Here is an 18,350-nt window from a genome sequence, read left to right on the forward strand (position 1 = left end):
CCCAAATGGGAGCATATATTCTAAGACGCCTGCTGCTGGTCATTCCCACACTGCTGGGAATCATGATCGTCAACTTCACCCTTGTGCAGTTTGTGCCAGGCGGCCCGATTGAACAGATCATCGCCCAGATGGAGGGTGGTGGAGATGTATTTGAAGGTATCGCTGGCGGTGGCGGCGATATCGAACAGCAGACCGGCGGCACAAATGACCGCTATATCGGCGGGCGTGGCTTGCCGCCTGAATTCATCGAAGAACTGGAAAAAGAATTCGGGTTCGACAAACCGCCCTTGGAACGGTTTCTGAATATGATGGGTAATTACCTGACTCTGGATTTTGGCGAGAGCTATTTCCGGTCGATCAGTGTGACCGATCTGGTGCTGGAAAAGATGCCGGTGTCTATTTCGCTAGGGCTTTGGTCGACGCTGATTGCCTATCTGGTGTCGATCCCTCTGGGTATTCGCAAGGCGATCAGGGACGGATCAAGCTTTGACACCTGGACCAGTGGCGCCATCATCGTGGCCTATGCCATCCCGGGATTTCTGTTCGCCATTTTGCTGTTGGTGCTATTTGCCGGTGGGTCCTATTGGCAGATCTTTCCGTTGCGGGGGCTTACCTCGGACAACTGGGACAGTCTGAGTGTATTTGGCAAGATTGCCGATTACTTCTGGCATATCGCGTTGCCGATCCTAGCGCTGACCATCTCGGCCTTCGCAACGCTCACCTTGCTGACCAAAAACTCGTTTCTGGACGAGATTAAAAAGCAATATGTCATGACCGCCCGCGCCAAGGGCCTGAGCGAAAGCCGGGTGCTGTACGGCCACGTGTTCCGCAATGCGATGCTGATCGTAATCGCGGGTTTTCCGGCCGTCTTCATCGGTGTTTTTTTCGGAGGGTCAATCATCATCGAAACCATCTTTTCGCTGGATGGATTGGGTCGCCTTGGGTTCGAGGCGGCGGTCGCGCGCGATTACCCGGTTATCTTTGGAACGCTGTTCATCTTTGGCCTAATGGGTCTGGTGGTCGGCATCATCAGTGATCTGATGTATGTGTTGGTTGATCCGCGCATCGACTTTGAAAAGCGGGAGGGGTAAATGGCGCTTTCCCCCCTGAATCAGCGCCGGTGGCGCAACTTCCGTCGCAATGGCCGGGCGTTCTGGTCGCTTATCATCTTCTCGATCCTGTTCGGCCTGTCGCTATTTGCTGAATTTATCGCAAATGACAAACCGATCCTCGTGAAATACCGCGGTGAGCTTTATACGCCGATCTTCAATTTCTACCCAGAGACCGAGTTTGGCGGTGATTTCCAAACCGAAGCAATCTATCGCGACCCCGAAGTGCGTTGTCTGATAGACAGTGGCGGTTTGGATCAGTGCTTTGACGATCCTGACGGCATTATCGAGCAGATCGAGGCCGGATCCTTTGCCGCCGACGGGTTCGAGCGCGGCTGGGCCATCTGGCCGCTGATCCCATACTCTTTCAAAACCAGCGTTGATCGGCCGGGCGCAGCCCCACTGCCGCCCAATGGCCAGAACCTGCTTGGCACCGATGACACCAAGCGCGATGTGCTTGCACGGGTGATCTATGGGTTCCGTCTGTCCATTCTGTTCACGCTGATGGTCACAGGTGTTGCCAGCCTGATCGGTATCTTCGCAGGCGCCATTCAGGGCTTTTTTGGCGGCTGGCTGGATTTGATCTTTCAACGGATCATCGAGATTTGGTCGGCCACCCCATCGCTTTATGTGATCATCATCATGTTCGCTATTCTAGGGCGCAGTTTCTGGTTGCTGGTGTTGCTTATGATCCTGTTCAGCTGGACCGGATTGGTTGGCGTTGTTCGAGCTGAGTTCCTGCGGGCGCGAAACCTTGAATATGTCCGGGCGGCACGGGCGTTGGGCGTCAGCAACAGGACGATCATGTTTCGCCACATGCTGCCCAATGCAATGGTCGCCACGCTGACCTTCATGCCCTTCATCGTCACCGGAACGATTGGCGGGCTGGCCTCGCTGGATTTTCTGGGCTTCGGCCTGCCGTCCTCGGCTCCGTCACTTGGCGAGCTGACCTTGCAGGCAAAACAGAACTTGCAGGCCCCTTGGCTGGCCTTTACCGCCTTTTTCACCTTTGCCATCATGCTGTCGCTTCTGGTCTTCATTTTCGAAGGCGTCCGCGATGCGTTTGATCCCAGAAAGACCTTCTCATGAGCCTGCTGGATGTAAACAACCTCAAGGTTTCGTTCCGGCAGGACGGGCAGGTCAGTGCGGCGGTCAAGGGCGTGTCCTTCACGGTGGATCGTGGGGAAACCGTGGCTTTGGTAGGGGAATCCGGGTCCGGAAAATCTGTGACCGCCTTGTCGACCGTCTCGCTGTTGGGAGACAGCGCGATTGTCGAAGGTTCGGTGAAATATGACGGGCAAGAGATGATCGGGACGTCCGAGCAACATCTGATGGATGTGCGCGGCAACGACATCAGTTTCATCTTTCAAGAACCGATGACATCGTTGAACCCGTTGCACACGATCCAGAAGCAGATGGCAGAATCGCTGGCGCTGCATCAGGGGGTGGTGGGCGACGCGGCCCGTGATCGGATTGTCGAGTTGCTGACGAAGGTTGGTATCCGGGACCCGAAGGATCGGTTGGACAGCTATCCGCACCAACTTTCGGGCGGACAACGGCAGCGCGTCATGATCGCCATGGCGCTTGCCAATAAGCCGGACATTCTGATCGCAGATGAACCGACCACGGCGCTGGACGTGACCATTCAGGCACAGATACTCGAGTTGCTGGCAGACCTTCAGAAAGCCGAAAACATGGGGATGCTGTTCATCACCCATGACCTTGGCATCGTGCGCCGGATCGCCGATCGAGTTTGCGTCATGAAGGACGGAGAGATTGTCGAAGCCGGTGCAACCGCGGACATCTTCGAGAACCCTCAGCATCCCTATACCCGGAAATTGCTGGCGGCCGAACCGTCGGGCCAACCCGATCCGGTCGCCGCGGATGCAGAAGAGGTCGCCCGCACTGATCATCTGAAAGTCTGGTTCCCGATCCAGCGCGGCTTTCTCAAGCGAACTGTCGGCCATGTTAAGGCGGTGAATGACGCCAGCCTCAGCGTGCGCGCCGGCGAAACCGTGGGGATCGTGGGCGAAAGCGGGTCGGGCAAGACCACGTTGGCGCTGGCCATCATGCGGCTGATCGCGTCCGAGGGTGGTATCACCTTTCGCGACCAGGATGTGCGCCGTTGGTCCACACGCGAATTGCGCCGGTTGCGCAAGGATATGCAGATTGTGTTTCAGGACCCGTTTGGCAGCCTGAGCCCGCGCATGACCTGTATGCAAATCATCGCCGAGGGTCTGGCAATCCACAAGGTTGATCCACACCGCGCCCCGCGCGATCTGGTGGCGGATGTGATGACGGAAGTGGGGTTGGACCCGGCGTCGATGGACCGGTATCCGCACGAGTTCTCGGGCGGGCAGCGGCAGCGTATCGCCATCGCACGTGCGATGGTGCTACGTCCCAAACTTCTGGTGCTGGATGAGCCGACAAGCGCGCTGGACATGACGGTTCAGGTGCAGATCGTAGACTTGCTGCGAGATCTGCAGCGGAAATACGGGTTGGCATATCTGTTCATCAGCCATGACCTAAAAGTGGTCCGGGCGATGTCACATAATGTCATCGTTATGCGGAACGGTGACGTGATTGAAATGGGCGCTGCCGAAGACCTGTTCGAAAACGCGCAGACAGATTACACCCGCGAATTGATTGCGGCAGCGGGCTGAAGCCCGCTCGCCGTGTTTTTCACGCGTTTGCGGTTTCCCGTGTTGCCGCTTTCGGTATCGGGCCGCGCAGTTCTTCATAGTGATCAAAGCTTAACTTTACCCAACCGGTGCCGCGCGTGGCGCTGGCCAGGGTGCGATGCAACTCATCCTCGGCCACGGCAGGAAGTTGGGCTTTGAAAATCTCCCAGCCCGAAGCGTTGGGGTTGCCTTCGAATCCCAGCACTTGACCCTGTAAGGAACTGATCGTGGGGACAAGGTCGCCGACGAAATCGGATGGCAGGTGAATCTCTGCGTTCAGAATGGGTTGCAGGACCACCGGTTTGGCTTGAGGCAGCGCCTCGCGTACGGCGTTCTTGCCTGCGGTGCGGAAAGCATAATCGGAACTGTCCACATTGTGGTGTTTGCCGTCACTCAGCGTGATTTTGACATCAACAACAGGGAAGCCCTCGGGCCCCTGCTCCAGCGCGTCCTTGGCCCCGTGTTCAACTGAGGGAATATAGTTGCGCGGCACCGAACCGCCTTTCACGATCTCTTCGAACTGAAACCCTGATCCGCGCGGCATGGGCGTGACCGAGATCACGACATCTGCAAACTGACCCGCACCACCGGATTGCTTGCGGTGACGGTGGCGGTGTTCGATGGGCGCACGGATGGTTTCGCGATAGGCGGTCTCGATCGGGTCGGCCACGATTTCAATCCCGAAATCTTCGGCCAGTTTGGCGGTGATCCGGCGCATGTGCTGCGGGCCTTGAGAGCCCAGCACCGCATGGCCGGTCAGCTCATCCTGTTCCAGATGGAGACCGGGGTCGATCTCGACCAGACGGGTCAGAGCGTTCGACAGGCGTACGTCATCTCGCTCATGCGCGGGTGATACGATCTGACGTTGGGCGACTGGATGTGATGATGCCCATTCCGGCAACGGAGATTCGGATTTGCTGTCGTAAATATTGCCGGGGATCAGGTGATCGGATTTCACGGCCAGCCCGATCTGACCTGCCTCCAGCCGGGAAATCTGGGTCTTGGCGTCAAGTGTTGTCAGATTGCCGACTGTCTCACCTCCCAAAGCTTCATGCGCACGCACGCCATCTCCCAGGCCACGAAGGACGATGATCTTGCCGATATGTTTCTTCACGTCCGCGAATCCCGCAATGGCGCGGGCAGTCTCGGTGGCCTCATCGCGGTTGGCGGCAATGTTGAACTCAGGGGCTTCGTGCCGCAGGGCTTTCATCAGGCGGGTCAGGCCATTGCCATGGCTGGCCGCGCCCAGACAGGCGGGGATCAACTGGTGGTTCTGCAAAACCTGCGCGGCCAGATCGTAGATCTCGGCACTTGCGGGCTGTTTGTCTTCGATCAGCTGCTCCAACAGGTGATCGTCAAAATCCGACAGCGTCTCTAGCAGCTCGGTGCGGGCTTCTTGTTCGCGGTCCTCGACCGAGTGCGGCAGTTCGATCAGGGCCGAGGGCTGGCCTTCCTGATATTTCCAAGCCCGCTCCGAGATCAGATCGACCGCGCCGACTATTGTCTCGCCGTCGCGTATAGGGACCTGACGTAGGGCGATGTGCTGGGTGCAGTAGGTCTGTAACGCGGCGATGATATCCCGGATACGGCCATTTGGGGCATCCATCCGATTGATGAACAGGAAACAGGGAATGCCCGCCTCTTCAACCAGCCGCAGATAGGGCGCGCACAAGACAGCTGCGTCTGGGTCTGGCGGGACAACCACAACCGCCGCATCCGAAATCGCCATGGCTGGTCCGACATAACCCAGATTGTCGCTGCCCCCGTCCACATCGATCGCGCACCAGGGCTCGTCCAAGTAAGAAAAACCGTGCAAGTGCACGGTTCCGGAGACATCGAATGTGGTGGGTCGGTTGTCGAGGCGGCTTATGGCCTCGACCAGGGTTGTCTTGCCAGATTGGCTGGGGCCGAGGACGGTGAATACGCGCATGAGTGATGTCCCTCTTTTCAGGTTGCAGTAATACCTGCACGAAAAGGGCCGACCCACACGGCTGCGTGGGCGAGGACTGACTGCGAATTCACCTGCCTCAGGGTTCGGATCGTTCCGCCCAAGTGTGAAGACAACCAGAGGCTCGCGTCAAGCCCCTGTACTGGTATCTAAGCGGCGGGCCGCACAACCGGGCCCACCTGTAAGCGATCAGATCGCCGAGCTGTGGCCTGCCTTGCTCAGGTCATAGGCGTCAAAGCTGCGGGCAATCATTCGGGTCAGCGGCCGGGCCTCGGGTGGAATGAACAGGCCATCCTTGGTGACGTGTAGCAGATTGTTGAAGTCGGCATTGGCCCTTTCGTACATCTCGGTCAGCTCTTGGGCGGATATGTTGTGGTCACGCAGAATCTCAGCCGAATTGATCTGAAAATCACACATCAGCGCTTCGATCAGACGTGCGCGCAAAATGTCCTGCCCTTTGAACAAATGTCCGCGCGAGGTTGCAAAGCGCCCCTCGCGGATGGCTTTCGTATAGGCCGATGTTGCCGGTGCGTTCTGGGCGTAGCCCTGAGGAAATCGCGAGATCGAGCTTGCGCCCACACCGATCAGCACCTCGGCCTGATCATCCGTATAACCCTGAAAGTTCCGTTTCAGTCGCCCGGCCCTGAGCGCATGTGCCAGACCATCATCCTGCGTGGCAAAGTGGTCAATTCCGATCTCGGCGTAATCATCCCAGAGGAACAGTCGACGGGCTGTCTCGAACAGCTCCAGACGTTGCTCGGGCGTGGGCAATGCGTCCGAAGGAATCAACTGTTGCCGTTTGGCCATCCACGGCACGTGGGCGTATCCATACAGCGCAACGCGGTCGGGGTTCAGTGACAGCAGTTTCTGTACGCTTTCTGTCATCCTTGATTTGGTCTGATGCGGCAGACCGTACAGGATATCAGCGTTCAGGCTGGTAATGCCGCGGGCACGGATCATGTCCACAGCTGCGCGCGTGGTGTCATAGCTTTGGACGCGACCGATAGTTTTCTGAATCTCATCGTCGAAATCCTGCACGCCGATCGAGGCACGGTTCATGCCCGCTTCGGCCAACGCGTCCAGTCGGGCCTGGTCAATCTCGTTCGGGTCGATTTCGACCGAGAATTCAGCACCCGGGCCCAGCGGTACAACATCCAGAATGCGTGTGGCCAGATCCCGCATCAGATCGGGATTCAACAGCGTTGGTGTGCCACCGCCCCAGTGCAGACGCGACAGGGTGACGCCTTGAGGCAGGCGCGCGGCCAGCAGATCAAGCTCGGCCTTGAGGACGTCGACATAGGCGATGACCGGGTTGTCAGTTTGCGTCCCCTGTGTTCGGCAGGCACAAAACCAACACAGCCTGCGGCAGAAGGGCACGTGTATGTACAACGAGACGGAGCTGCCGGGTTTAATGCCGGTAATCCAGTCTTCGTAAAGGTTTACCCCCACATCATTGTTGAAGTGAGGGGCTGTTGGATAGCTTGTGTAGCGCGGTACTTTCGCGTCAAATAGTCCAAGCTTTGCAAGTTGTGGTTTAACTATCATGGCGATACCGTTAGAGGACGGCACGCCTAGCAACCTTGATAGAGATCAAGTGGGAACGCGCATGACACAGATTTTCAAAATCGATCATACAAACTGTGAAGATTGTCCAATCCGCCACAGAGCAGTCTGTGCGCATTGCGATGTTCATGAGCTGGAGCTTCTTGAAGGTATTAAATATTATCGCAGCTTCGAGGCTGGGCAGACAATCATCTGGTCCGGTGATCAGATGAATTTCGTGGGCTCGGTCGTGTCGGGGATCGCTTCTTTGACTCAGACCATGGAAGATGGGCGCACGCAGATGGTTGGCCTTTTGCTGCCCAGCGATTTCGTCGGTCGTCCCGGTCGAGATTCAGCGCCTTACGACGTCGTGGCAACGACTGACATTGTCATGTGCTGTTTCCGTAAGAAGCCGTTCGAAGAACTGATGGGTGCTACTCCGCATATCGCGCATCGTTTGCTTCAGATGACATTGGATGAGCTTGACGCTGCCCGTGAATGGATGCTGGTGCTGGGGCGCAAGACTGCGCGCGAAAAAATCGCAAGCCTGTTGTCTATCATCGCGCGCCGGGATGCTTCGATTGGGCAGAACGGGAGTTCCAGCCCAATCGTTTTTGATCTTCCGCTGACGCGCGAGGCGATGGCAGACTACCTTGGCCTTACACTGGAAACCGTCAGCCGTCAGATATCCGCCTTGAAGAAAGACGAGATCATCTTGCTAGAAGGCAAGCGCCGTGTATCTGTTCCGGATATGGGCCGGTTGATGGAAGAGGCAGGCGACGATTCCGATGGCGGATATCTGGTGTGATTCACATACGGCGTGACCCGTTGTCTTAACCGTGGTTTAGTGGGACCAGTGAAACTGCGTCAGGAGTAAGTCATGGGATTCAGCAGCCTTTTGGCCATGCTGCTTATTGGTGCCATCGCGGGATGGTTGTCCGGAAAGATCATGGAAGGCCGGGGATTCGGCTTGATTGGTAACATCATCGTTGGCGTTGTCGGGGCATTTCTGGCCGGGCTAATTTTCCCAGCCCTTGGTTTTGCCGTTGGCGGCGGTCTGGTCTCGTCAATTATTTTCGCCACCATTGGGGCAATCATTCTGCTTTTCCTGATCGGCCTTGTGAAACGCGGATAAAAGCCGCTCGCTGGGCGGCTCTGCCGTTTCAATGTGCCATGAACACCGGAACAGTCGATTGTTCCAGCATATTGCGTGTCGCGCCGCCCAGGATGGCTTCTCGGAATCGGGAATGCCCATAGGCGCCCATGACGATCATATCTGTTTCGGTATCCGTCGCATGGCGGTTCAGGATGTCCGATACACGCGACATTGTTTTGCTGAGCACGTCGATTTCGCACTTAACTCCGTGGCGCGACAGCATCTGGGACAACAACCCACCGGGGTCCGAGCGATCCGGCCCATGCGTTGGTGGGTCGATCACCACGATCCGCACCTGATCGGCCCCGATCAGGAAGGGTAGGGCGCAGCGAATTGCGCGCATGGCTTCGACGCTTTCGTTCCAGCCGACCAAGACAGTACCGGGCTTGTCAAAAGGCGTCGTGTTTTCGGGTATGACCAGAACCGGAGCGTGACCTTCGAACATGGCTGCCTCGACGATAGGCTCTGCTTCGACGCTGCGGTCTTTTCCGTAAGGTTGCGGCAAAATAACAAGGTCCGAGAACCGCGCCCGATGGGCAACGTGGCGACCAATATCGGCAATCTGGGCCACGCCGCTTTCCGCAGACCAGCGTACGCCGGAACTGTTCAGATAGGTCTCTGCATAGTGCAGGGTGTCCTCGGCCTCTGCTTTGGCGCGGGACAGGGTCTCCTGCAGAATCAGCGCGTTGGCGCCAGCATAGTAATAACCGGTCTGACTGCGATCGACCCCCAGGCACAGGGCTTCGGCATGCGCATCCTGGGCTGTGGCCAGGGCTGCCATCTGTGCCAGCGCCGGGGCCGATTGTTCCGTTTCCGTTAGAACTGTGAGAAGGGACTTATACGCCATCTTGACCTCTTGCCTCCAGGGCCGTTCCGTCCGCGACATTCCGGCCAAATCATTTCTGTAGCCTTGTCATAATATTCGCTATTCTGTCTTGATACAGATCAAAGCAGTTTGGGCTGTCCTCGGACAAAACAACGACCAGTCAAATGGGTTCCGCGACAAAAAAGAATCGCGCGGAGCATGGCAAAGGGACGCAATATGTCAAATTACATCAAGCTGATCGTGCTTGGTCTGATCGTGCTGTTTGCAGCGATCGGGACCAATTATGCACGCGATTTGGCGTATCAGGTGCATGCAATTCTGGTGATGTTGATCGCCGCGGGATTGTTCATCTGGACGCTTAGAAACACGGATGAGCCAGATATCCTCATAGATCGTTCAGGCGAATACATGGACGATGTGGTCCGTTACGGCGTAATCGCGACGGCCTTTTGGGGCGTGGTTGGTTTTCTTGCCGGGACATTCATCGCCTTTCAGCTGGCCTATCCGGTGCTGAACTTTGAATGGGCACAAGGATATCTGAATTTTGGCCGATTGCGTCCGCTACATACATCGGCGGTTATCTTTGCCTTTGGCGGCAACGCACTAATCGCAACGTCCTTCTACGTCGTCCAGCGGACCAGCGCCGCGCGCCTGTGGGGCGGCAATCTGGCATGGTTCGTTTTCTGGGGCTACCAGCTGTTCATTGTGCTGGCTGCGACCGGGTATGTGCTGGGCGGAACCCAGTCCAAGGAATACGCCGAGCCGGAGTGGTATGTCGATCTGTGGCTGACCATCGTCTGGGTGGCCTATCTTGCCGTGTTCCTGGGAACAATCGTCAGGCGGAAAGAGCCTCATATCTATGTGGCGAACTGGTTCTACCTGGCCTTTATCGTTACCGTCGCCATGCTGCATCTGGTCAACAACATGACTATCCCTGTCAGCATCTGGGGTTCGAAATCTGTCATCGTCTGGTCAGGCGTTCAGGACGCAATGATCCAGTGGTGGTACGGCCACAATGCTGTGGGCTTTTTCCTGACTGCCGGTTTCCTGGGCATGATGTACTATTTCATCCCGAAACAGGCCGAACGTCCGGTGTTCAGTTACAAGCTGTCGATCATCCACTTCTGGGCGCTGATCTTCCTGTATATCTGGGCTGGTCCGCACCATTTGCACTATACAGCGCTGCCCGACTGGGCCTCGACACTGGGCATGGTGTTCTCGATCGTGCTGTGGATGCCGTCCTGGGGTGGCATGATCAACGGCCTGATGACCCTATCGGGTGCGTGGGACAAGCTGCGTACGGACCCGGTGATCCGGATGATGGTGATTTCGGTCGGCTTCTATGGCATGTCCACTTTTGAGGGCCCGATGATGTCGATCCGAGCGGTTAACTCTTTGAGCCACTATACCGACTGGACCATTGGTCACGTGCATTCGGGTGCGCTGGGTTGGAACGGCATGATCACCTTTGGTGCTCTGTACTTCCTGGTTCCTGTCTTGTGGAAGCGTGAGCGTCTGTATTCGTTGCAAATGGTCAGCTGGCACTTCTGGCTCGCCACTATCGGCATCGTGCTCTACGCCGCGTCGATGTGGGTGACAGGTATCATGGAAGGCCTGATGTGGCGCGAAGTGGATGCCAACGGTTTCCTTGTGAACTCGTTCGCCGACACCGTGGCTGCCAAGTTCCCGATGTATGTGGTGCGAGCTCTGGGTGGGGTCATGTTCCTCGCTGGGGCGCTGATCATGTGCTACAACCTGTGGATGACTGTGCGGAAAGCGCCGGCCAAAGAGGCCAGCCTGACCGTCGCGGTCCCGGCTGAATAAGGAGGGCCGGAGCAATGGCAATTCTCGACAAACATAAGATCCTCGAGACCAACGCGACCCTCCTGCTGATCTTCAGCTTCCTGGTCGTGACCATCGGTGGCATCGTGCAGATCACCCCGCTGTTCTATCTTGAGAACACCATCGAAAAGGTGGAGGGCATGCGCCCTTACACCCCCTTGGAAATGGCGGGCCGTGACATCTATATCCGCGAAGGTTGCTATGTCTGCCACAGTCAGATGATCCGCCCGATGCGGGATGAGGTCGAGCGCTATGGCCACTACTCGCTGGCGGCTGAATCAATGTATGATCATCCGTTCCAGTGGGGGTCCAAACGCACCGGCCCTGATCTGGCCCGTGTCGGTGGTCGTTATTCTGACCAGTGGCATGTGGATCACCTGCGCAACCCGCAGTCGGTGGTGCCTGAATCTGTAATGCCGAAATACGGCTTCCTCGAGCATCGCAAGATTGACGGTAAGTATATCGGTGATGTCATGAAGGCGAATGCGCTGGTAGGCACGCCCTATACCGAAGAGATGCTGGAGAACGCCGTGGCGGATTTCCGGGCGCAGGCCGATCCCGACAGTGACTATGACGGCCTGCTGGAACGCTATGGTGACAAGGTCAGCGTGCGGAACTTCGATGGTCAGCCCGAGCTGACTGAAGCGGATGCGATGGTCGCTTATCTGCAGATGCTGGGAACGCTGGTCGATTTCTCGACCTTCACCCCAGACGCGAACCGGTAAAGGAGAGTGTGATGGAAGAATATACACTCTTACGGCAATTCGCGGATAGCTGGATGTTGCTGCTGCTCTTTGTTTTCTTTGTTGGGATCATAATCTGGGTTTTTCGCCCGGGTTCCAGCAAGGAATACAAGGACACCGCGAATATCCCGTTTCGGCATGATGATGCACCAGCGCCCCTGCGGGGCGACGACAATCCCGCCACATCCAAGGAGGCGCGGCAATGAGCAAGACACCTGAAAAACAGCCGGGTGATCCGAGTACAACCGGCCACAGCTGGGATGGTATCGAAGAATTCGAAAACCCGATGCCGCGCTGGTGGTTGTGGACATTCTACGCCACCATCTTCTGGGCGGTGATCTATACGATCATGTATCCCGCATGGCCCTTGGTTCAATCCGCCACTGCTGGCGTTTTGGGCTGGTCCTCTCGCGCTCTGGTACAAGAAGAGATGATTGCGTTTGAAGAGGCGAATGCCCCTTGGAACGCCAAGCTTGTGGAAACATCGCTTGAAGATATCTCGGCAGATCCCGAACTGCAGCAATACGCGGCGAATGCCGGGGGCGCGGTGTTCCGTACCTGGTGTGCGCAATGCCACGGCTCAGGCGCGCAGGGTGCACCAGGATTCCCGAACCTGCTGGATGACGCCTGGCTGTGGGGCGGTTCGCTTGAGGATATCGAGACCACAATCGCCTATGGCATTCGCAACGAGGAAAGCGACGATGCGCGCTATTCCGAAATGCCTGCATTTGGCGAAATCCTGGAACATGACGAGATCACCCAAGTGGTTCAATACGTGATGTCCCTGACCAATGCGCAGACTGATGACGTAGCTGCGCAGGCAGGCAAGGTCGTCTTCGAAGATAACTGTTCGTCCTGTCATGGCGAGGATGGCACTGGTGACGTCTTTCAGGGCGCACCCAACCTGACCGATGCGATCTGGCTCTATGGTGGCGACGCAGAGGCATTGACTGAGACCGTGACCAATAGCCGTTTCGGTGTAATGCCTGCTTGGGAAAACCGCCTTACCGACGCGCAGATCCGCGCTGTGACGGCCTATGTCCACCAGTTGGGTGGCGGTCAGTAAGGCCAAAAGAATACCTTCGGACGGTTCGCCGCCCGAAGGTTAAGGCACCGGCTGTTCTCTCTGTTCGCGCGTTTCCTGAACAGCCGGTGCTACTATTTTCAGACTACAGGCCCCCATTGGTGCAGTCCAGATGCGCCTTTTCGCGCGGGCCAGACTTTTCAATCCACCAGTGATGGTCCGGCAGCCAACTGCCGCGCGCAAGGTCACGGCTATCTGTGCCAGTGCCTTTGCCGTTAGCCTCTGTTTTGGTGGCTACCATGAAACTTCGTGCCAGTATCGCAAGCATCTGATCCCTCCTGGATTGTGTTGCCGCTGTTATCAGGATTGATCTTTAGCCTGATAAATGCGACTCAATTACCATTCCAATATGTAAGTAGGACTTACAGATGAACTGGATGGATATGCCGCCGCTTGCGGCTTTGCGCGCCTTTTCTGCCTTTGCTGAGACTGGAAATGTTGTTCAGGCAGGGGCGTCGCTGAATGTCAGTCACGCAGCGATCAGCCAACAACTGCGTGCGCTTGAAAAACACCTGGATCTGGCCCTTCTGGACCGATCCGGTAAATCCATGACCCTGACGGCCGAGGGCAAGGTTCTGGCGCGTGCCCTGCATTTGGGATTTGGGGCCATAGGTGCGGCGGTCACTGACCTGAAGCGTGCAACCGAGGATCGCCCGGTCCACGTATCGCTGACGGCCTCTTTCGCAGCTTCATGGCTTATGCCGCGCTTGCCCGCATTTCAGGCCGAGCATCCAGGCATTCACCTTGCGCTGGATCCCTCGCCCCGGTTGGTCGATCTGCGCCCGGGCGGCGTGGATCTGGCGATCAGATATGGGGCAGGGGACTGGCCCGATGTGACGGCCGAACTGCTGTTGCAAAGTCCGATCGTGATTGTCGCCGCGCCATCCCTGTTGACTGGGCGGGCACCTGTGACACCTAAAGCACTCAGCCGTCTGCCCTGGCTTGAGGAGTTCGGCACAACGGAGGCAACGCAATGGCTGGCCCGTCACGGCGTGGACCACAGCCCCGGCGCTGGCCGCATCGCCTTGCCGGGAAACCTGCTGCTTGAGGGAGTGCGCGCCGGGCAGGGTGTAACAGCCACCGTGCGGCATTTTGTCGAAGCGGATATCATTGCGGGTCGATTGGTCGAACTGTTCCGCGAACCCGACGGGCGCGGATACCATATTGTCACCGGTAATATGCCGCTTCGTCCAGGGGTGAAGATATTTATCAGGTGGCTCAGGCGGCAAGCTGGTAAGATGTGACAAAAGGTGTCTTTACGATGCGCTTTTGACCCATGTCAAAGTGGCTGCCCGTATGATCTGGAAGAAGACGCCGTAGAACAGCTACATCTGGAGCCAGCCCGTGAGCGATTCCGACCCCGCCCCCAGCCTATACGCAGCGCGCGAACCGATCTTTCCCCGCCGCGTGTCCGGCCCGTTTCGCAACCTGAAATGGTTCATCATGGCGGTAACGCTGGGGATCTATTACGTCACACCCTGGATCAGATGGGATCGCGGTCCCAGCCTTCCGGACCAGGCGGTGCTGCTGGATCTGGCCAACCGGCGCTTTTACTTTTTCTGGATCGAGATCTGGCCGCACGAGTTCTATTTCGTGGCCGGGTTGCTGATCATGGCCGGTCTGGGCCTGTTTCTGTTTACATCGGCGCTGGGGCGCGTGTGGTGCGGCTATGCCTGCCCGCAGACCGTCTGGACTGATTTGTATATCTTGGTCGAGCGCTGGATCGAAGGTGATCGAAACGCCCGTCTGCGCCTGCATCGTCAGAAAAAGATGGATTTCCACAAAGCAAGGCTGCGCGTCACCAAATGGGTCGCCTGGCTGTTTATTGGTCTGGCAACGGGTGGTGCGTGGGTGTTCTATTTCGCTGATGCGCCAACGCTGGTCCGTGATCTAGTGACCGGAAATGCACATCCGGTCGCCTATACAACCATATTGATCCTGACGGGGACGACCTTTTTGTTCGGTGGGTTCGCACGCGAGCAGATCTGTATTTACGCCTGTCCCTGGCCGCGCATTCAGGCCGCGATGATGGACGAGGATACTCTGGTGGTTGGGTATCGCGAATGGCGCGGTGAACCGCGCGGCAAAGGCAAGCGGACCGCGGATTCCGATCTTGGGGACTGCATTGATTGCATGGCCTGTGTGAATGTCTGCCCTGTCGGTATCGACATCCGCGACGGTCAGCAGCTTGAATGTATCACCTGTGCGCTGTGCATCGACGCCTGCGATGACATGATGGCCAAAATTGGCAAGCCGCGTGGCTTGATCGACTACATGGCGTTGAGCGACGAATCGAGTGAACGCGCCGGTGATCCGCCCAAGAATGTCTGGAAACACATCCTGCGGCCTCGGACCATCATGTATACGGGTATGTGGTCTGCGGTTGGCTTCGCGCTTTTGTTCGCCCTGTTCATCCGGTCTGACATTGATCTGACCGTAGCGCCGGTGCGAAACCCGACATTTGTAACCCTTTCTGACGGCACTATTCGTAACACTTATGATGTACGACTGCGGAACAAACATGGCGAGGACCGCCCATTCCAACTGACCCTGTCCGGTGATCCGGCCCTGAAGATACAGATCGAGGGGGTTGAAGGTGAGACTGTCAATGTGACGGCGGACACGGCACAGTTGACCCGTGTTTACATCGTCGCATCGGGCGACACCGGGCCAGCAACTTTGGATACGACGCCGGTCCGCATCTGGGTCGAAGACCTGCAGAGCGGTGAGCGCGCCTATAAGGACACCACGTTTAACGGACGAGGGAACTGAACATGGCTGAACGTAAATTCACCGGCAAACATGCGCTGGCTGTGTTCGTTGCATCCTTTGGCGTGATCATCACGGTGAACCTGGTTCTGGCCTATAGCGCGGTGAAGACCTTTCCGGGGCTCGAGGTCAAGAATTCCTATGTCGCCAGCCAGGAATTCAACGAACGCCTGAAGGAACATCAGGCGCTGGGCTGGTTTATCCGCGCCGAGATGTCGGGCGGCTTGCTGATCCTGCATATAACCGATCAGACGGGCGCACCGGTCAAGGTGGCTGACCTGCAGGCCGTTGTGGGCCGCGCGACCCATGTCAAAGATGATTTTGCTCCTGATTTCACATTCGACGGGACTGCATATGCGACTCCGGCATCGCTGGGTCCGGGCAACTGGAACATTCGGCTGGTTGCCAAAGATCACAGCGGGGCCGAGTTTGCACAGCGCGTGCCGCTTTATGTGAAGGGCTAGGGGATGTCTGCGCAGATGTCCTCTGGCACCGCAGCTTGCCCCGGCTGTATCGCCGCCCCGGCAGAGCCCGCAAGGCCGATCCCGCAGGATGTGCAGATCGCGCTGTCATTGCCGGGAATTCACTGCTCGGCCTGTATTGCCACGGTCGAGCGTGAATTGAATGCCCAGCCCGGAGTCGAGGACGCGCGCGTGAACCTGACCTTGAAACGCGCGATGGTCAAAGCCGCGCCCGATCTGCGGGCCGCCGATCTGATCCCGGTGCTTGAACGCGCAGGCTTTGAGGCGCACGAGCTGGACCCTGGATCCCTGTCTGCCACGCAGTCCGACAAGGCTGGTCGCGACCTGTTGATGCGGTTGGCGGTGGCTGGTTTTGCCTCGATGAATGTAATGTTGCTGTCTGTCTCTGTCTGGTCAGGGGCGACCGATGCAACGCGGGACATGTTCCACTGGATTTCGGCAGCGATTGCTTTGCCTGCGATCGCGTTTTCGGCGCAGCCCTTCTTTGCCAATGCCTGGAGCGCCTTGCGCGTCGGTCGCCTGAATATGGATGTGCCGATCGTGTTGGCAATCCTGTTGGCATTGGCCACATCGCTGTGGGAAACCGCGCTGAGTGGTGAGCACGCCTATTTTGACGCCGCCCTGACCCTGACGTTCTTTCTGCTGGCCGGTCGCTATCTGGATTACCGTACCCGCGCCGCCGCCCGATCCGCAGCCGAGGAGTTGACCGCGTTGGAAGTTCCGCGCGCGATCAGGCTGGCCGATGGTCAAGAAGTTGAGGCGCCCGTCGCAACGCTGAGCGTGGGTGATCTGATCCTGGTACGTCCCGGAGGCCGGATGCCGGTGGATGGCGAAATCGTTTCCGGGCAATCCGAGCTCGACCGATCGCTGCTGACGGGTGAAACCTTGCCGGTATTTGCGGAAACCGGTCTGACGGTCAGTGCTGGCGAGGTAAATTTAACGGGTCCATTGACCGTACGGGCGACAGCCGTGGGTGAGGATACCTCGCTGCACCGCATGGCCGATCTTGTGGCCATCGCGGAATCTGGGCGGTCGCGTTATACTTCGCTGGCGGATAAGGCAGCCAAGCTTTATGCACCGGGCGTGCATATCCTGTCGGCGCTGAGCTTTCTGGGCTGGTATATCTATTCCGGCGATATCCGCACCGCGCTGAATATCGCAGCAGCGGTTCTGATCATCACCTGCCCCTGTGCGCTGGGTCTGGCCGTGCCGGCGGTGACGACTGCGGCCTCGGGCCGGTTGTTCCGCAAGGGGATGCTGATCAAACACGCCACAGCGTTGGAGCGCCTGGCCGAGGTGGATACGGTTGTGTTCGACAAGACGGGAACACTGACCTCGGGAACGCCGGAGCTGACCAATCTTGCGGATCATGCGCCCGGCGATCTGGAAATTGCACTGGCACTGGCCGAGGCCTCGTCGCACCCGCTCTCTGTTGCGCTGGCGCAGGCTGCCCGTCAAGCGGGGGTCACGCCCGCAAATGTCGAGGGGATCTCTGAAGTTCCGGGGTACGGCACCGAAGGCATCTTTCAGGACCATCCCGTGCGTCTGGGACGCGCCGAATGGACCGGTGGGCAAGAGGCTGAACAAACTGCGGCCTGGCTGTCGTCAGCAGGGCGGGCGCCTTCAGTGTTCTTGTTCTCGGACAAATTGCGCGCCGGTGCGGCTGAGGCGGTTCAGGCGTTTCGCGATGAGGGGAAAAAGGTCATTTTGATCTCGGGCGATACGCAAGGCGCGGTTGAGATGCTGGCCGGTAAGCTGGGGATTGAGACATGGATTGCGCAGGCCCTGCCGCAGGACAAGGCAACCCATGTGCAAAGCCTGCGGGATCAAGGCTGCCACGTCCTGATGGTTGGTGACGGGCTGAACGACACGGCGGCGCTGGCCGCGGCGCATGTGTCGATTTCACCGGCCTCGGCGCTAGATGCTGCGCGCGTGGCATCCGATATCGTGCTGTTGGGTAACGACCTGTCGCCGATTGCGGGTGCCTGCGATACCGCGGTTAAGGCAACGAAACGGATTCGCGAGAACTTCCGTATTGCAACCATCTATAATATCATTGCAGTGCCGCTGGCGGTTGCGGGCCTAGCCACGCCGCTGATCGCGGCATTGGCAATGTCGACCTCGTCCATTACCGTTTCTCTGAACGCGCTGCGGCTAAGGTGATCTGA

At 57.8% G+C, this 18,350-nt stretch carries 17 protein-coding genes; 13 read left to right on the forward strand and 4 right to left on the reverse strand.

Annotated features, from left to right (window positions below):
• Positions 1 to 5 precede the first annotated feature (5 nt).
• From AC2FLB_RS13225 to AC2FLB_RS13235, 3 genes are read left to right on the forward strand one after another with little or no spacing between them, the layout of a single operon-like run.
• Positions 6 to 1,091 (forward strand): microcin C ABC transporter permease YejB, encoded by a 1,086-nt coding sequence (locus AC2FLB_RS13225; protein ID WP_142636962.1) that lies wholly within the window; start codon positions 6 to 8, stop codon positions 1,089 to 1,091.
• Entirely contained in the window at positions 1,092 to 2,198 is a 1,107-nt protein-coding gene (locus AC2FLB_RS13230) for an ABC transporter permease (RefSeq protein WP_142636960.1), read from the forward strand.
• Positions 2,195 to 3,772, forward strand: a complete 1,578-nt coding sequence (locus tag AC2FLB_RS13235; RefSeq protein WP_496709407.1) for an ABC transporter ATP-binding protein — start codon at positions 2,195 to 2,197, stop codon at positions 3,770 to 3,772. The genes AC2FLB_RS13230 and AC2FLB_RS13235 overlap by 4 nt, the downstream gene beginning before the upstream one ends.
• 19 nt (positions 3,773 to 3,791) lie before the next feature.
• On the opposite strand, the gene AC2FLB_RS13240 is transcribed toward AC2FLB_RS13235, so the two are convergent.
• Positions 3,792 to 5,720: an elongation factor G gene (locus tag AC2FLB_RS13240; RefSeq protein WP_496709408.1), complete on the reverse strand. Its 1,929-nt coding sequence runs from the start codon at positions 5,718 to 5,720 to the stop codon at positions 3,792 to 3,794.
• A gap of 207 nt (positions 5,721 to 5,927) precedes the next feature.
• A complete protein-coding gene (gene hemN / locus AC2FLB_RS13245; RefSeq protein WP_496709409.1) occupies positions 5,928 to 7,283 on the reverse strand; it encodes an oxygen-independent coproporphyrinogen III oxidase in 1,356 nt (451 codons plus the stop codon).
• 61 nt (positions 7,284 to 7,344) lie between these two features.
• Here hemN and fnrL point away from each other — a divergent pair, with 61 nt between their 5' ends.
• Both fnrL and AC2FLB_RS13255 read left to right on the forward strand, forming a co-directional pair.
• The gene (gene fnrL, locus AC2FLB_RS13250; protein WP_281973102.1) at positions 7,345 to 8,088 is read left to right on the forward strand and encodes a transcriptional regulator FnrL; all 744 of its coding nucleotides are present in this window, start codon (positions 7,345 to 7,347) and stop codon (positions 8,086 to 8,088) included.
• A gap of 72 nt (positions 8,089 to 8,160) precedes the next feature.
• Entirely contained in the window at positions 8,161 to 8,415 is a 255-nt protein-coding gene (locus AC2FLB_RS13255; RefSeq protein ID WP_142636950.1) for a GlsB/YeaQ/YmgE family stress response membrane protein, read from the forward strand.
• A 28-nt stretch (positions 8,416 to 8,443) separates the two neighbouring features.
• On the opposite strand, the gene AC2FLB_RS13260 is transcribed toward AC2FLB_RS13255, so the two are convergent.
• On the reverse strand, positions 8,444 to 9,283 hold the full coding sequence (locus AC2FLB_RS13260) for a universal stress protein (protein ID WP_142636947.1): 840 nt from the start codon (positions 9,281 to 9,283) through the stop codon (positions 8,444 to 8,446).
• A gap of 195 nt (positions 9,284 to 9,478) precedes the next feature.
• Here AC2FLB_RS13260 and ccoN point away from each other — a divergent pair, with 195 nt between their 5' ends.
• Genes ccoN through ccoP form a run of 4 tightly spaced genes read left to right on the forward strand, consistent with a single transcriptional unit; the run spans position 9,479 to position 12,913 of the window.
• A complete protein-coding gene (gene ccoN / locus AC2FLB_RS13265; protein ID WP_142636945.1) occupies positions 9,479 to 11,086 on the forward strand; it encodes a cytochrome-c oxidase, cbb3-type subunit I in 1,608 nt (535 codons plus the stop codon).
• Positions 11,087 to 11,100: 14 nt separating this feature from the next.
• On the forward strand, positions 11,101 to 11,829 hold the full coding sequence (gene ccoO / locus AC2FLB_RS13270) for a cytochrome-c oxidase, cbb3-type subunit II (RefSeq protein ID WP_142636943.1): 729 nt from the start codon (positions 11,101 to 11,103) through the stop codon (positions 11,827 to 11,829).
• Positions 11,830 to 11,840: 11 nt separating this feature from the next.
• Complete coding sequence (locus AC2FLB_RS13275) at positions 11,841 to 12,053, forward strand: cbb3-type cytochrome oxidase subunit 3 (RefSeq protein WP_142636941.1); 213 nt, start codon at positions 11,841 to 11,843, stop codon at positions 12,051 to 12,053.
• Entirely contained in the window at positions 12,050 to 12,913 is an 864-nt protein-coding gene (ccoP, locus tag AC2FLB_RS13280) for a cytochrome-c oxidase, cbb3-type subunit III (RefSeq protein WP_142636939.1), read from the forward strand. The genes AC2FLB_RS13275 and ccoP overlap by 4 nt, the downstream gene beginning before the upstream one ends.
• A 103-nt stretch (positions 12,914 to 13,016) precedes the next feature.
• On the opposite strand, the gene AC2FLB_RS13285 is transcribed toward ccoP, so the two are convergent.
• Positions 13,017 to 13,199, reverse strand: a complete 183-nt coding sequence (locus tag AC2FLB_RS13285) for a hypothetical protein (RefSeq protein ID WP_142636937.1) — start codon at positions 13,197 to 13,199, stop codon at positions 13,017 to 13,019.
• 100 nt (positions 13,200 to 13,299) lie between these two features.
• On the opposite strand from AC2FLB_RS13285, the gene AC2FLB_RS13290 reads away from it, so the two are divergent.
• The 4 genes from AC2FLB_RS13290 to AC2FLB_RS13305 all read left to right on the forward strand — a co-directional run bounded on the left by AC2FLB_RS13290 (position 13,300) and on the right by AC2FLB_RS13305 (position 18,345).
• Positions 13,300 to 14,175: a LysR family transcriptional regulator gene (locus AC2FLB_RS13290; RefSeq protein ID WP_496709410.1), complete on the forward strand. Its 876-nt coding sequence runs from the start codon at positions 13,300 to 13,302 to the stop codon at positions 14,173 to 14,175.
• Between the two features lie 100 nt (positions 14,176 to 14,275).
• Positions 14,276 to 15,703 carry a cytochrome c oxidase accessory protein CcoG gene (ccoG, locus tag AC2FLB_RS13295; protein WP_496706749.1) on the forward strand — a complete coding sequence of 476 codons (1,428 nt, stop codon included), beginning with the start codon at positions 14,276 to 14,278 and terminating at the stop codon, positions 15,701 to 15,703.
• Positions 15,704 to 15,705: 2 nt separating this feature from the next.
• Positions 15,706 to 16,164, forward strand: a complete 459-nt coding sequence (locus AC2FLB_RS13300) for a FixH family protein (RefSeq protein ID WP_281973106.1) — start codon at positions 15,706 to 15,708, stop codon at positions 16,162 to 16,164.
• A gap of 3 nt (positions 16,165 to 16,167) precedes the next feature.
• On the forward strand, positions 16,168 to 18,345 hold the full coding sequence (locus tag AC2FLB_RS13305; protein WP_496709411.1) for a heavy metal translocating P-type ATPase: 2,178 nt from the start codon (positions 16,168 to 16,170) through the stop codon (positions 18,343 to 18,345).
• Positions 18,346 to 18,350: the final 5 nt, after the last annotated feature.

It is taken from the genome of Ruegeria sp. CDSA236, assembly GCF_059611285.1.

Coding starts and splice junctions, on each gene's coding strand:
- AC2FLB_RS13225 (WP_142636962.1), top strand. CDS start 6: ATGGGAGCATATATTCTAAGACGCCTGCTGCTGGTCATTCCCACACTG.
- AC2FLB_RS13230 (WP_142636960.1), top strand. CDS start 1,092: ATGGCGCTTTCCCCCCTGAATCAGCGCCGGTGGCGCAACTTCCGTCGC.
- AC2FLB_RS13235 (WP_496709407.1), top strand. CDS start 2,195: ATGAGCCTGCTGGATGTAAACAACCTCAAGGTTTCGTTCCGGCAGGAC.
- AC2FLB_RS13240 (WP_496709408.1), bottom strand. CDS start 5,720: ATGCGCGTATTCACCGTCCTCGGCCCCAGCCAATCTGGCAAGACAACC.
- hemN (WP_496709409.1), bottom strand. CDS start 7,283: ATGATAGTTAAACCACAACTTGCAAAGCTTGGACTATTTGACGCGAAA.
- fnrL (WP_281973102.1), top strand. CDS start 7,345: ATGACACAGATTTTCAAAATCGATCATACAAACTGTGAAGATTGTCCA.
- AC2FLB_RS13255 (WP_142636950.1), top strand. CDS start 8,161: ATGGGATTCAGCAGCCTTTTGGCCATGCTGCTTATTGGTGCCATCGCG.
- AC2FLB_RS13260 (WP_142636947.1), bottom strand. CDS start 9,283: ATGGCGTATAAGTCCCTTCTCACAGTTCTAACGGAAACGGAACAATCG.
- ccoN (WP_142636945.1), top strand. CDS start 9,479: ATGTCAAATTACATCAAGCTGATCGTGCTTGGTCTGATCGTGCTGTTT.
- ccoO (WP_142636943.1), top strand. CDS start 11,101: ATGGCAATTCTCGACAAACATAAGATCCTCGAGACCAACGCGACCCTC.
- AC2FLB_RS13275 (WP_142636941.1), top strand. CDS start 11,841: ATGGAAGAATATACACTCTTACGGCAATTCGCGGATAGCTGGATGTTG.
- ccoP (WP_142636939.1), top strand. CDS start 12,050: ATGAGCAAGACACCTGAAAAACAGCCGGGTGATCCGAGTACAACCGGC.
- AC2FLB_RS13285 (WP_142636937.1), bottom strand. CDS start 13,199: ATGCTTGCGATACTGGCACGAAGTTTCATGGTAGCCACCAAAACAGAG.
- AC2FLB_RS13290 (WP_496709410.1), top strand. CDS start 13,300: ATGAACTGGATGGATATGCCGCCGCTTGCGGCTTTGCGCGCCTTTTCT.
- AC2FLB_RS13300 (WP_281973106.1), top strand. CDS start 15,706: ATGGCTGAACGTAAATTCACCGGCAAACATGCGCTGGCTGTGTTCGTT.
- AC2FLB_RS13305 (WP_496709411.1), top strand. CDS start 16,168: ATGTCTGCGCAGATGTCCTCTGGCACCGCAGCTTGCCCCGGCTGTATC.